This window comes from Marinagarivorans sp. (assembly GCF_982758155.1).
In genome coordinates this window covers 1-13,139 of record NZ_CEXWTU010000138.1, presented here as the reverse complement: position 1 = coordinate 13,139, position 13,139 = coordinate 1, and the positions used below count along the sequence as shown (strand labels likewise).

Below are 13,139 nucleotides of genomic sequence, written 5' to 3'. Positions count from 1 at the left end.
GGCCCCGGCATGCGCCCCTTTAAGCGCCTCGATAAGAAAGCCGATCTCTTCGCCTAATTGGACAAACTATTATTGCCTCGCCCCTAAAAACCATAAAGACACCCACTTTCTCATGCTTCAGGAAGAGATTGGCGCCTAAGATTTCTTTTCCAATTCCCTAGCAGTGGCATTTATTGTAGTCTCGTGCAAAATAGCTAACCTGTTCGAAACCACATCAGAAAACGATGCATTCCTTGAAGAGTCGTTTTCTTTTTAGCTGTCTCACATTGAAGACACCATCAAACACTACACCTGCTACCGCTGGGGATAATAATGCCATTTAGGAAATCTCAGACTCTTGCCTTCGTCATCAGCAGCCTTGCCATTTACGGCATGCCGACTATTGCTCAAGACGCGCCCGCACTAGAAGAAGTTCTTGTAACCGCGACTAAACGTGTGCAATCACTACAGGAGATCCCACTCTCGGTTGCCGCGGTTACCGGGGAGAAATTGAATGAGACCGGCACCAAAAACTTGGCCGACCTGACAACGCTGGTACCCAACATTCACTTTACTCAAACAGGTCTCAGCACCCAGATGCGTATCCGGGGAATAGGCTCCGACAATAGCCAAGGTTTCGAGCAATCTGTGGGTGTTTATAGCGACGGTATATTCCGTGGCCGCGCACAATTGTTTCGCGCACCCATGTTTGACATGGAACGCGTAGAAGTTATGCGAGGCCCCCAAAGCACCCTGTTTGGTAAAAACAGTATTGCAGGCGCTTTAGACTTAATCACAGCAAAACCTACAGAAGAATTGACCGGTTACCTCACCGGTAGCTATGAGACTGAATTCGGCGCAAAAGAACTAACAACGGTTGTTTCTGGCCCGTTAACCGACACCCTGCGTGGGCGCATAGCACTACGGAAACTAGATGATCCTGGTTATTTTGAAAACACCTTCAAAAATACCGATGAACCAGAGCAAGATGTAACCTCTGGCCGGATAAGTTTAGAGTGGGAACCCAACGATGATATGCGTATTTTGTATATTGGAGAAAGAAGCCGATTCGACACCATAGGCCGCCCGATTGAAATGACTAAGGACTCAGCCTCCCTTATCCCCGCAAGCACCCCAGGACTAGGCGGCCTTAACGGTTTAACCTACCAACAAATCCTACCGGTATTTGGGCAGCCCAGCTTCGATACCGAGCAAGACTATAAGCGCCAGACGAACGATCTAGAGTTTAGTGAGAATAATACCAGTTCACACACACTGGAAATGGAATGGGACGTCAACGGCTACACCATCACTTCTTTAACCGGTGGAGTGGGCTATGACTACAAAGAAAACTGTGACTGTGACTTTACGGCTGCGAACATATTCAACTTGGGCATAGAAGAAGACTACTCTCAATATAGCCAAGAAATTCGCATTGCATCTCCGCTGGGTAAAACCTTTGACTGGATCGGCGGGGTATTTTTTCAAGGCTACGATCAAAGCTTTAGCGACCTGCTTCGCGTCCCTGATGATTCAATCCTACCAGGACTTGTGGGCTCTGCGACGCCGCTAGCCGCTTACCAAGGTACATATCAAGCCTACATTGATGGTGGTGCAGATGAAGCCGCTGCCACCATGGCCGCACAACAAGCGGCTCAGCAAGTCACCGCATTAATACCTGCAATAACTGCCGAGTTTGCTAATACCGGCGTGCAAAGGGACTTTGAACAAGACTCACGGGCGCAGGCTATTTTTGGTCAAGTAACTTGGAATATCAGCTCAGATTTCAGAATGATATTGGGTGGCCGCTATACCAATGAGTCCAAGAAAGGGCAAAAAGTGGTTCGCGTCATGGATCTCGAAACGAATGCTACCTACAGCAGCCAAGGCGTAGCACTTCCGCCTAGCCTTCTTCCGCCAGCACTCTACGCATCAAATAGCTTTAAAGTCACAACCGAAGGGCACGACATATCTAAAGTGCGTAGTGAATCCGCATTCACCCCCCTCGTTATTGGCCAATGGGATATCAACGAAGACACTAGCGCCTATGCCAGCTACACCAAGGGCTTTAAGGCGGGAGGCTTCGACCCACGCTCAAATACTCCGCTCGCCTTTGAGTTTGAGGAAGAAAAAGCCACGGCTTATGAGCTAGGCTTTAAAACCACCACATGGCAAAACCGCAACGAAGTTAACATTGCCCTCTACTTAACGGATTACGAAGATCTTCAGATCAGCCAATTTGACGGCGCTGTCAGCTTTAACGTCGGGAATGCCAAAGAAACACGCGTTCAAGGCTTAGAAGTGGACGGCAGAGTCGCCGTTAGTAATCACCTGACTGCAAGCTATGGCCTATCACTTCTGGACTTTGAATATAAAGATTTCAAAAACGGCAACTGCTACTTCGGCCAAGCTGGGCAAGATACCAACGGCGACGGAATTAAGGAGTGCGATTACACGGGTAAAGCGGGTGTGTACGCCCCTGACTACACCGTCAATTTCGGTTTTGATTATCGCCGTGATTTAACGTCGTCGCTAGAATTTGCAGCGATTCTTGATGGCCAGTTTGTCGATGGGCATCAAGTCCATGTCAACCTAGACCCAGCGGGAGAAATAGACGCTTACACCATGCTAGGGTTACGCCTCCAACTTGGCGGAGAGTATTGGAGCGCCGCAATTCTAGGGAAAAACCTGTTAAACGAAGCCGTACTGACTTATTCCGCTAACGCACCACTGGCAGAAAGTACTTTTGCGACTAACACTTTTTACAGCTTTGTAAATCGCCCCCGTACTATCGCACTTGAAGCATCGTTTAAGTTTTAAACTAAGGATCGTCGCCTGCACACACACTGCAGGCGGCGTCTTTTTTTAATCTAAACTCACGCCACTGCGCTTTCAATCCGTCAAAAAATTGTACTCGACCATTAAGTACACTGCCGCAATTAGCCAATACCTTTATCGCCTCTAGCGCCTGATACGCGCCAATCACGCCAACAACTGGCGACAGCACGCCCGCCTGCGAACAGCTCAAATCCTGCTCACCAACAAAACCATACAAACACTGGTAACAAGGTGCATTATCTTGGCGGCTATCGAAAACGGCAATTTGCCCTTCAAAACGAATCGCTGCCCCAGAAACCAAAGGCACCTTGCTCTCTACGCAAGCCACGTTAATAGCACAGCGGGTAGTAAAATTATCGCAACAATCGATAACAACATCAGCCGCCGCAACCTGGGCTTTTAAGCTCTCACTACCCAATCGCTGCTCGATAGCTTCAACGGTAATAGCGGAATTAAGTGCCTTCAACTGCGTCTTAGCCGAGGCAACTTTAGCCAGCCCAACCGTTAACTCGGTATGGATGATTTGTCGTTGTAAGTTACTACTATCCACAATGTCATCATCGACTAATACAATATGCCCAACCCCGGCGGCAGCCAAATACATCGCCACCGGCGAGCCTAACCCCCCAACACCAACAACCAATGCTCTCGCATTTTTTAAGGCCAACTGGCCTGCCACATCAAATTGGGGGAGTAAGATTTGTCGGCTGTAACGGGTAAGCTCATCATCATTTAAAGAGTTTACGCCGCTGTTGGCACTGATAGTCATGGCCGTAACCCTCCGGTTATACGTGGATTACCACCGTAATCCTGACGCGTTGAAATCTGCAAAAAACCCGCTGTAGCTAATAGTTCCTGCACAGCTTGCGCCTGCTTCCAACCATGTTCCAGCCAAATACTGCCGCCAGATTTTAGAAGATCAAAGGCGAGCAGTACGATAACTTTAATATCGGCCAAGCCCTGTTCCGGCGAAACAAGCGCCGCTTTGGGCTCGAAACGGACATCACCTTGGTCAAGGTGAACATCAAGGGCATCAATATAAGGGGGGTTGCTAACAATGAGATCGAAAGGCGTAGAACGCTTAACTTCATCGAGCCAAGCCTTATCCAGCCAGCTACCTTGGGTAAACTGAACATGCGAAAAGCCTAAGTTAATCGCATTTTTCTGCGCCAAAGCAACCGCCGCAATACTTTGATCAACACCTAGAACATCAGCGTTTGGGCGCTCGGAAGCCAATGCCAAAGCAATGGCACCAGTACCCGTACCCAAATCCAAAACCCGAGACGGCCCTGCAGGTAGAAATTCCAAGGCCACTTCAACCAGCACTTCGGTATCGGGACGGGGAATCAATGTCGAGCTATCTACGGATAAATTCAGAGACCAGAATTCACGATGCCCCGTAATATGAGCAATAGGCTCACCATTCTCGCGGCGCTGCAGTAGTACTTGATATTGCTCCGCCGCCGCATCACTCAGCGCTCGTTCTGGCCAAGTATAAAAATAGGTGCGGTCAAAACCTGACGCAGCCGTTAGTAATAACTCAGCATCTAGCCGCGGAGTATCACTAACAACCGTTAATCGAGAGGCAAGCCTTAACGCTTCAGAAATGATCATAACGACTCGCCGTCTATTGGCTACTTAGAACTATTCCGCCAATGCCGCTAGCTGATCCGCTTGATACTCATTGATCAAGGGCTGCACAACATCATTGAGCTGCCCCTGCATAATCTCATCAAGCTTGTAGAGAGTCAGGTTGATGCGGTGATCGGTAACCCGACCCTGTGGATAATTGTAGGTGCGAATTCGCTCGGAACGATCGCCGCTACCGACAAGACTCTTGCGTTCATCCGATATTTCTTTGGCCGCTTTTTCTTCGGCACTATTCGCCAATCGAGCAACAAGTAAGGACATCGCCTTAGCGCGGTTTTTATGTTGCGAACGCTCGTCTTGGCATTCGACCACAACCCCAGAAGGTATATGTGTTAGCCGGATGGCGGAATCGGTTTTGTTAACATGCTGACCACCAGCACCACTGGCCCGGAAGGTATCCACCCGTAAATCGGCTTTATTAATGGAAATTTCTGCCGCTTCGTCGGCTTCCGGCATTACTGCAACGGTACACGCTGAAGTATGGATACGCCCTTGCGATTCGGTCGCAGGAACACGCTGTACACGGTGGGCACCCGATTCAAATTTAAACTTGGAGTACACGCCAGCACCCACAACGCGGGTAATGATTTCTTTAAAGCCGCCATGATCGCCGTCGTTCTGCGAAATGACTTCAATCTGCCAGCGCTGAGCTTCTGCATAACGGCTATACATACGAAATAGGTCACCCGCAAAAATAGCGGCTTCGTCGCCGCCGGTACCTGCGCGAATCTCGAGAAACACGTTTTTGCCATCACGTGGATCTTTAGGCAGCAGCAATTTTTGCAGCTCGGCCTCAAGCGGCTCAACTAGCGCAAGCGCTGCGTCCAGCTCTTCTTTCGCCATTTCGCGCATTTCTGGATCAGATTCATCAAGCATTGCTCGCGCATCGGCCATATCGCCTTGCACGCTTTCGTAGCGTTCAAAGCACTGCACGACAGGTTCAAGCTCTGCGTATTCCTTAGAAAGCTCTCTGTATTTATCTTGGTTGCTAATGATTTCACTATCGCCCAGCAACGCGCCTACTTCCTGGTAGCGTTCGGTCAGGATTTGTAATTTTTCCAGAATACTGGGTTTCATGGTGTCTCGCTGTTGTGATCTTCGCTGCTATCTATTGGCTTTTTTTGTTCGCCAACATCAAGGTCAAATAAAGTTTGAAAGGTATTGATTACATCAAAATTCCCATCCGCGCTGGCTTTGCGCAATTGCGCGGTAGGGGTGTGCATCAGTTTATTGCAGAGGTTGCGCGCCAACTGATTCAGAACATCACTAGGGTCATTACCCGCCTGCAAATTTTTGAGCGCTTTCGCGAGCTCTGCTTCCCGAAGCTCATCAACGACCGAACGATAAACCTTAACCGTTGCGACCGCATCAAGGCTATTGAGCTCTTGCTGATAGCGAATTACGCCTTCATCGATAATTTCAGTCGCGATCTCGGCAGCCTGTTCGCGCGATCGCATATTTTCGTCGATAACTTCTTTTAAGTCATCGACGGTATAAAGATAAACATCCGCTAATTCGCCCACTTGCGACTCAATGTCACGAGGAACAGCGATATCAACCATGAAGATAGGCTTATGACGTCGCTTTTTAAGGGCCGATTCAACAGTCCCCTTCCCTAAGACAGGCAAAGGGCTAGCCGTGGAGGAAATGACAATATCCGCTTTATGCAGGTACTCCGGGATATCGGTCAACAATATCGCCTCACCCTTAAATTGCTGAGCGAGCTTCGCTGCATTCGCAAGCGTGCGGTTGGCGACAATAATATGTTTAAGGCCTTGCTCAGCCAAGTGCCTAGCAACCAGTTCAATGGTTTCGCCGGCACCAATGAGCAGCGCGGTATCATTTTTAAGGTCAGAGAAAATTTGCTGCGCTAAAGAGACCGCAGCATAAGCCACCGACACGGGGTTTTCGCCAATTGCGGTTTCAGAGCGAACACGCTTTGCAACAGAAAAAACCTTCTGAAATGCACTGTGCAAACCGCTGCCCAAACTACCCGCTTCATTCGCGGTCGCGTAGGCCGATTTCATTTGCCCTAAAATTTGTGGCTCGCCCAAAACCAAAGAATCTAAACCACTGGCCACTTTCATCATATGGCGAGCGGCTTCGGCGCCCTCATGCGCGTAATGACAAGCTTCTAACGCGGGATAAGCGGTATTGTGGTATTCAGCCAACCAGCCCAATAACTGCGCATGGCCTACTTGAGAACTCCCGGTATCGGCATACACTTCGGTGCGATTACAGGTCGACAAAATCGCAACGTCCTTAATACCAACAGCTTCGCCGGCCGCTCGCAAGGCCGCCGTCATGTGCTCGGGCGAGAAAGCAACAGCCTCCCGCACCTCAACAGAAGCGGTATTATGGTTTATTCCCAATGCAATCAGGGTCATACGGTAGCGATTCTTTTAGCAGTACAAGTAAAGCAACATGGCCGTCACACCATTACACGCTGTGACGAGCAAAGAGCAAAGCAGACCATTGTCTGCGTTCAGGCACGGACTGACAAGTAGTATGGACCGAATTTGTGGCTTGCCAGTAGTTTTGCCTCGCGAGAACGTCCGTATAAACGATCGAAGTCATCTATGCTTTATCAATGAACAACACGAAATAGCCACAAGATTGGAACCAAACAACATTTATTCGACCAATAGTATGCAAGCCCCTTGCGGCCTCGATACAATGCCAATTCCTAAGCGATTTGATTCACCATGAAATTACGTCAACAACACTCAGCTCAACCGAAGCCCACCAATAGCTTCCCGCGTCTATGCGGTGCAATTTCTGCCGCCATTGCAATAACCATGAGCGGCTGCGCCAACAACCCTACTCAGGTTGAGCCTGCCCCGCCCCGTATTCAGGCTGAGCTACCTCCAGAGCCTTTTAGCACAGAGACGCTCTATTCATTAATGGTTGCCGAACTTGCAGGCAGCCGCGACCGACTCGACATAATGCTCAACAACTATGTCGCACAAGCGATAGAAACCCAAGATGCCGGTATTACCGAGCGAGCCGCTCATCTAGCGAATTTCATGCAAGAGGCAGTGGCAACGCAGCAAATGGCAGCACAGTGGGCATCGCTAGCCCCCGACAACTCACAAGCCCGCTACATGGCAATGGCCGCACTCTCTGATGCCGGCCGATACTTTGAAGCGTTTGAACACGGGAAATATCTGATTAACCATCAACACTCCCCGCACGGTTTAGATGCTCTGGCCGTAAAAGCCACAAATAGTAATCCCAGTAGCGACAGCATTAAAACACTCCTTAAACTTTACAGCGCTCTACTCGAAAGCCACATCAAAGACGCAGAACTCACTCTGGCCGTCAGCTTTTTAGATTACAACCTCAACACCTTAGAGGCAGCCATGCGCAACGCGCAACGCGCTCAAACCCTAAAAAAAGATTATGAGCAAGCCTACCTGCAAGAACTCAGAATCCTAGGGAAAAGAGATGCTGACGCCGCCCAACTAAGACTCGCTCAAATTGTAGCGCTCTTCCCTGAAAATCAGCGATTGCGATTGCAGTATGCCCGAAACCTAACGCAAACCGACCTTGGCGCCGCAGCGCTACAGTTCGAAACGCTGCTCAAGCAAGCTCCCGGTGATAACAATATTCAATTGGCGCTGGCGCTAACCTATTACCAACAAGACGAATTAGACTCTGCAAAAACACATTTCCTAGCGTTAGAACACGCAATTCCTCAAGAGTCTACGGCCAACTACTACCTTGGTAAAATTGCTCAACAGCAAGAGGCTCAACTAGAAGCCATTCGCTACTATAGCCAGGTAAAACCCAGCAAAGAATTTTTGCCCGCTTTAGCGCGAGCCGTCGACTTAATGCATAAAAACGAGCAGCAAGACGTCGCACTGCAAATTATTACAAGCCACCAATTGTCCGTTCAAGAAGAATATCAAGAAGGCCTAAGCCAGCTATTAGCCGATCATTACCGCAATGTGAACAACCCAGAGCAAGCCGAGCGAGCCTTTAACGAAGGCATAATCCGCTTCCCCCGCTCGCAAACCCTATTATTCAATCGCGCCATGTTCCTCACCACGCTTAATCGCCTCGATGACGCTGAGCGCGATTTACTCACCGTTATTGCTATCGAGCCCAATAACACGGACGCACTCAACTCTCTGGGCTATATCCTTGCCGATGCCAATATTCGCCTACCCGAAGCCCTAACATACATTGAGCGCGCTCTGGCCATAGACCCCAACAATGCTGCTGCCATTGACAGCTTGGGCTGGGCACTTTATCGGCAAGGCCACCACAAAATCGCCATCACTCACTTGCGACAAGCACTCCAACTTATGCCCAACGATGAGATTGCCGCCCATTTGGGTGAAGTACTTTGGGTAGAGGGACAACAAGAAGAGGCGCTCGTCATTTGGAAGCAGGGTTTAAAACTAAAACCCGGTAGCCGCTTCATCATGGAGCGATTAAAGCGCTTTCAATTACTCGACGACGCTAACTCTTAAGGAAGTACCATGCGGCAACTACTGCATATCTCGTTATTGGTATTGCTACTGTGCGGGTGTCAATCATTCAGCCCAAAAAACACAGCAACACCCACCAACAACATTGAAGCTATCAAAGCCCATAGCCAGCAGCTCAATACATTCAATCGATGGAAAGCCTTAGGCAAAATAAAAATCACCATTGATGAGCAACCCCATAGCGCGTCTTTTGAGTGGCAGCAATTTAAAGATAACTACGCCATCAACTTTTTCGGCCCCTTTGGTTATGGCTCAAGTTGGCTGAGGCGAACATCGAAAGGCGTTACCCTTGAATCGCCAGAACAGCCCTTACAGTGGGCCCCCACGCCCGAGCAATTGCTGCAACAAACCGTAGGCTGGCAGGCACCCATCAATGAGCTCCAGTATTGGATTAAAGGTCAGCCAGCCCCAACAGGCATTCTAGACAAGGTATTGACGACACCCCAAGGAGCCTACAGCGCACTTAGCCAGCAAGGCTGGGATATCCAACTCAGTCGGCACCAGCAGTACGGTGAACTCTGGTTGCCGCACAAGCTCATTGCCTCAAGACAAGGGTTGAGCGTACTCATCATTGTTAAACAGTGGGAGCGCAAATAGTGCTCTCCTTGCCCAGCCCCGCAAAACTCAATTTATTTTTGCACATTAATGGCCAACGCGAAGATGGCTACCATGAGCTACAAACCGTATTTCAACTTCTCGACTATGGCGATGAGCTAACATTCAGTCCTAGAGCAGACAGCCAAATTACACTCACACCCGACATCCCCGGCGTGGAATCTGCGAATAATTTAATCATCCGCGCAGCCGTGCTGTTACGCAAGGCCACCCATTGCCAACAAGGTGTCAGCATCGGCCTTCAGAAGAGGCTGCCGATGGGCGGCGGTATCGGAGGCGGTAGCTCCAATGCAGCAACAACGCTGCTGGCATTAAACCATTTATGGAAAACTGGGCTAAGCCTACAAGCGCTCGCTAAGATAGGCCTCGCTCTCGGCGCTGACGTTCCCGTTTTTGTGCTCGGCAATAGCGCTTGGGCTGAAGGAATTGGTGAAATAATCTCGCCCGTTGATTTACCCGCCAAGTGGTATCTCGTCATTCATCCCAAGGTTCACATATCGACCGCTGAAATTTTTTCCCAAAAAAAATTGACAAGAGACACGCCCATCATTAAAGTAGCGGCCTTCCTTGAGGGGGTCGGTAGAAACGATTGTCAGGACTTAGTCTTGCAGCGTTTTCCACAAGTGAAGGAAGCGGTTGATTGGCTTAGTTTTTTTTCGCCAGCAAAGCTTACAGGAACAGGAGCATGCATCTTTGCAAGCTTTGATTCTGAGGCTGAAGCGGAAAAAGTTTTTGCCATCAGACCTGAACATCTGGAAGGCTTTGTAGCCAAGGGTGTAAACAGTTCACCGCTACATACCGCCCTTTCGAGATGTAGATAGTGTTAATGGGGTGTCGCCAAGTGGCTAAGGCAGCAGGTTTTGATCCTGCCATTCGCAGGTTCGAGTCCTGCCACCCCAGCCATCTTCCTAAGCTTCCTACCGTAAAACTCTCATTAGTCATTCGTTCCACACTAGGTTTACAAGGTGAATCACGTGCCTGATTTAATGGTTTTTACCGGCAATGCAAATCCAACTCTTGCCAAGAAGCTTGTCGACCAACTGGGGATCCCCCTTGGCGACGCCACCGTCTCGCAGTTTTCAGACGGTGAGATCTCCGTAGAAATCAACGAGAACGTTCGTGGACGCGATGTGTTTATCGTGCAATCAACCTGCGTTCCCACAAACGATAACATCATGGAGCTACTCTTCATGGTGGATGCATTGCACCGCGCGTCAGCCGGTCGCATTACTGCTGTAATCCCCTATTTTGGCTACGCCCGTCAAGACCGACGCGTTCGGTCCGCCCGAGTTCCTATTAGCGCCCGAATCGTGGCCGACATGATGGCAACCGCCGGCGTTGACCGCGTACTCACAGTTGATCTCCACTCCGAGCAAATCCAAGGCTTTTTTGATGTGCCAGTGGATAACGTTTACGGCTCCTCAGTATTACTGAGCGACATGGAGCAGCAGAACTTCGAAAACCTAACCATTGTATCGCCAGACATCGGCGGCGTAGTTCGCGCCCGCGCTGTAGCAAAAGAGCTTGGCGTTGACCTGGCCATTATTGATAAGCGTCGCCCAAAAGCCAACGTTGCCGAAGTGATGAACATTATCGGTGAAGTTGAAGACCGCACCTGCCTACTCGTTGACGACATGGTCGATACTGCAGGCACCCTATGCAACGCAGCCAAGGCACTTAAAGAGCACGGCGCACGCAAAGTGGTTGCCTACTGCACACACCCCATTTTATCCGGCCCTGCAGCGGAGCGCATTGCTCAATCTGCATTAGACGAACTGGTTGTCACCGACTCAATCCCCCTGGACGACGGTGTTATTGAAACAGCCAAAGTTCGCCAGCTCACGCTAGCACCCATGCTTGCAGAAGCCATGCGCAGAATTAGCAACGAAGAATCTTTAAGCGCGATGTTCCGCTAAGTGACCGCCGCAAGGCAACCTACTTAAAGAACATCACAACATACCGGCTGCCTCAAACGAGCAGCCTTTTTTAGTCGTAGTGCGCAGGTCGCGGCGCACTGCATTATTTTGAGGATACACCCATGTCTACTGAAGACTTTACACTTACCGCAACTGCTCGCGAAGAATCAGGGAAAGGTGCGAGCCGCCGCCTGCGCCGCGAGCAAGGTATGCTACCCGCAATAGTATACGGTGGCGACAAAGCACCACAAAGCATCACCCTTGAGCATAAAGAGCTTGTTAAGCACCTTGAAAACGAAGCTTTCTACTCGCACGTTATCACCCTAAAAATTGATAATACTGGCGAAACTGTAATCCTTAAAGATTTGCAGCGTCACCCCGCCAAAGCGCAAGTGCTTCACGCTGACTTCCTTCGCGTGTCCGAAAACACCAAGCTTACCGTTAACGCACCGATTCACTTCATCAACGAAGCGAACAGCATAGGCGTTAAGCAAAGCGGTGGCATCGTAAACCACAGCATGACTCAGATTGAGATCTCTTGCCTACCCGGCGCGCTCCCCGAGTTCATTGAAGTTGACTTGGCAGATGTAGACGTTGGCGACACCGTTCACATCTCTGACATCAAGCTTCCTGAAGGCGTTACCTCTGTTGCATTAAGCCACGGCCCAGATCACGATCTGCCCGTAGCTTCAATCATCAAGCCTAAAGGCAGCAGTGACGACGCAGAAGAAACCACCGAAGAAGCGTAAGCTTTACAGAGCTGATCATAGTGAATACACCCGTTCAGCTCATTGTGGGCCTCGGCAATCCGGGCCCACAATATCAAAACACTCGCCACAATGCGGGCGAAGACTTTGTGAGTGAACTCTGCCAACACCACGGCGGCAACCTCTCAAACACCCCTAAGCTTTTCGGTTACAGCGCACGCATCGCCATCAATGGCCACGATGTTCGCCTCCTAATTCCAACTACGTACATGAACCGCAGCGGTCAAGCTGTTGGCGCAATCAGTCAGTTTTATAAAATCCCCACCGAAGCCATTCTTGTGGCGCACGACGAGCTCGACTTAGCGCCCGGCGTAGCGAGACTCAAAATCGGCGGAGGACACGGCGGCCACAACGGCTTACGTGACATTATTAGCGCGCAAAGCAACAACAAAAATTTTGCTCGACTCCGGCTAGGCATAGGTCACCCAGGAAACGCAAAGCAAGTCGCCGACTTTGTACTCAAAAAAGCACCCAAAGCCGAATTCGAGCTCACAGAAGCCTCCATTAAAAACGCCCTCGCCGTTACCGACGACATTGTTTCGGGCGAATGGAATCGTGCAATGAAGAATTTGCACACCCAAGCGTAATAACTTCACCCCATTAACCACCAAGTCTTATAGGATTTCACCATGGGTTTTAAATGCGGCATCGTTGGCCTCCCCAACGTTGGAAAATCGACTCTTTTTAATGCGCTCACCAAATCCGGCATTGCCGCTGAGAACTTCCCATTCTGCACCATCGAGCCAAACTCCGGTATCGTGCCCGTGCCCGACCCGCGCCAAGATGCAATCTCTGCGCTTGTTAAGCCCGAAAAGCAAATCCCCACCACCATGGAGTTTGTAGACATCGCAGGCTTGGTTGAAGGCGCCTCCAAAGGT

At 50.0% G+C, this 13,139-nt stretch carries 12 protein-coding genes and 1 tRNA gene; 9 read left to right on the top strand and 4 right to left on the bottom strand.

What is annotated here, in order from left to right; all coding sequences use genetic code 11:
• The first annotated feature begins 312 nt into the window (after positions 1-312).
• On the top strand, positions 313-2,799 hold the full coding sequence (locus tag AC3A8L_RS14065) for a TonB-dependent receptor (RefSeq protein ID WP_487962899.1): 2,487 nt from the start codon (positions 313-315) through the stop codon (positions 2,797-2,799).
• 1 nt (position 2,800) lies between these two features.
• On the opposite strand, the gene AC3A8L_RS14060 is transcribed toward AC3A8L_RS14065, so the two are convergent.
• Genes AC3A8L_RS14060 through hemA form a run of 4 tightly spaced genes read right to left on the bottom strand, consistent with a single transcriptional unit; the run spans position 2,801 to position 6,854 of the window.
• Complete coding sequence (locus AC3A8L_RS14060) at positions 2,801-3,586, bottom strand: molybdopterin-synthase adenylyltransferase MoeB (protein WP_487962898.1); 786 nt, start codon at positions 3,584-3,586, stop codon at positions 2,801-2,803.
• Positions 3,583-4,431, bottom strand: coding sequence for a peptide chain release factor N(5)-glutamine methyltransferase (gene prmC / locus AC3A8L_RS14055; RefSeq protein ID WP_487962897.1), 849 nt, complete (start codon positions 4,429-4,431; stop codon positions 3,583-3,585). Before prmC ends, AC3A8L_RS14060 begins: the two co-directional genes overlap by 4 nt.
• 30 nt (positions 4,432-4,461) lie before the next feature.
• Positions 4,462-5,544 (bottom strand): peptide chain release factor 1, encoded by a 1,083-nt coding sequence (gene prfA, locus AC3A8L_RS14050; protein WP_487962896.1) that lies wholly within the window; start codon positions 5,542-5,544, stop codon positions 4,462-4,464.
• Positions 5,541-6,854: a glutamyl-tRNA reductase gene (gene hemA, locus AC3A8L_RS14045; protein ID WP_487962895.1), complete on the bottom strand. Its 1,314-nt coding sequence runs from the start codon at positions 6,852-6,854 to the stop codon at positions 5,541-5,543. The genes prfA and hemA overlap by 4 nt, the downstream gene beginning before the upstream one ends.
• Before the next feature lie 318 nt (positions 6,855-7,172).
• Between hemA and AC3A8L_RS14040 the strand changes: the two genes are divergently transcribed.
• From AC3A8L_RS14040 to AC3A8L_RS14005, 8 genes are all read left to right on the top strand, one after another.
• Positions 7,173-8,945, top strand: a complete 1,773-nt coding sequence (locus AC3A8L_RS14040) for a tetratricopeptide repeat protein (protein WP_487962894.1) — start codon at positions 7,173-7,175, stop codon at positions 8,943-8,945.
• 9 nt (positions 8,946-8,954) lie between these two features.
• Positions 8,955-9,560, top strand: a complete 606-nt coding sequence (gene lolB, locus AC3A8L_RS14035; RefSeq protein WP_487962893.1) for a lipoprotein insertase outer membrane protein LolB — start codon at positions 8,955-8,957, stop codon at positions 9,558-9,560.
• A complete protein-coding gene (ispE, locus tag AC3A8L_RS14030) occupies positions 9,560-10,399 on the top strand; it encodes a 4-(cytidine 5'-diphospho)-2-C-methyl-D-erythritol kinase (protein ID WP_487962892.1) in 840 nt (279 codons plus the stop codon). Before lolB ends, ispE begins: the two co-directional genes overlap by 1 nt.
• A gap of 6 nt (positions 10,400-10,405) precedes the next feature.
• Positions 10,406-10,481: transfer RNA gene (locus AC3A8L_RS14025), tRNA-Gln, on the top strand.
• An 83-nt stretch (positions 10,482-10,564) separates the two neighbouring features.
• Positions 10,565-11,494, top strand: coding sequence for a ribose-phosphate pyrophosphokinase (locus AC3A8L_RS14020; protein ID WP_487962900.1), 930 nt, complete (start codon positions 10,565-10,567; stop codon positions 11,492-11,494).
• A 122-nt stretch (positions 11,495-11,616) separates the two neighbouring features.
• A complete protein-coding gene (locus AC3A8L_RS14015; protein WP_487962891.1) occupies positions 11,617-12,243 on the top strand; it encodes a 50S ribosomal protein L25/general stress protein Ctc in 627 nt (208 codons plus the stop codon).
• 20 nt (positions 12,244-12,263) lie between these two features.
• Entirely contained in the window at positions 12,264-12,848 is a 585-nt protein-coding gene (gene pth / locus AC3A8L_RS14010; RefSeq protein WP_487962890.1) for an aminoacyl-tRNA hydrolase, read from the top strand.
• 42 nt (positions 12,849-12,890) lie between these two features.
• The coding region (locus tag AC3A8L_RS14005; RefSeq protein WP_487962889.1) for a GTPase at positions 12,891-13,139 on the top strand (249 nt) is incomplete at its 3' end.

What these genes read in the sequence shown, in the direction of transcription:
- prmC (WP_487962897.1), bottom strand. Translation starts at nt 4,431, where the DNA reads ATGATCATTTCTGAAGCGTTAAGGCTTGCCTCTCGATTAACGGTTGTT.
- prfA (WP_487962896.1), bottom strand. Translation starts at nt 5,544, where the DNA reads ATGAAACCCAGTATTCTGGAAAAATTACAAATCCTGACCGAACGCTAC.
- AC3A8L_RS14065 (WP_487962899.1), top strand. Translation starts at nt 313, where the DNA reads ATGCCATTTAGGAAATCTCAGACTCTTGCCTTCGTCATCAGCAGCCTT.
- AC3A8L_RS14020 (WP_487962900.1), top strand. Translation starts at nt 10,565, where the DNA reads ATGGTTTTTACCGGCAATGCAAATCCAACTCTTGCCAAGAAGCTTGTC.
- lolB (WP_487962893.1), top strand. Translation starts at nt 8,955, where the DNA reads ATGCGGCAACTACTGCATATCTCGTTATTGGTATTGCTACTGTGCGGG.
- AC3A8L_RS14040 (WP_487962894.1), top strand. Translation starts at nt 7,173, where the DNA reads ATGAAATTACGTCAACAACACTCAGCTCAACCGAAGCCCACCAATAGC.
- AC3A8L_RS14015 (WP_487962891.1), top strand. Translation starts at nt 11,617, where the DNA reads ATGTCTACTGAAGACTTTACACTTACCGCAACTGCTCGCGAAGAATCA.
- hemA (WP_487962895.1), bottom strand. Translation starts at nt 6,854, where the DNA reads ATGACCCTGATTGCATTGGGAATAAACCATAATACCGCTTCTGTTGAG.
- AC3A8L_RS14060 (WP_487962898.1), bottom strand. Translation starts at nt 3,586, where the DNA reads ATGACTATCAGTGCCAACAGCGGCGTAAACTCTTTAAATGATGATGAG.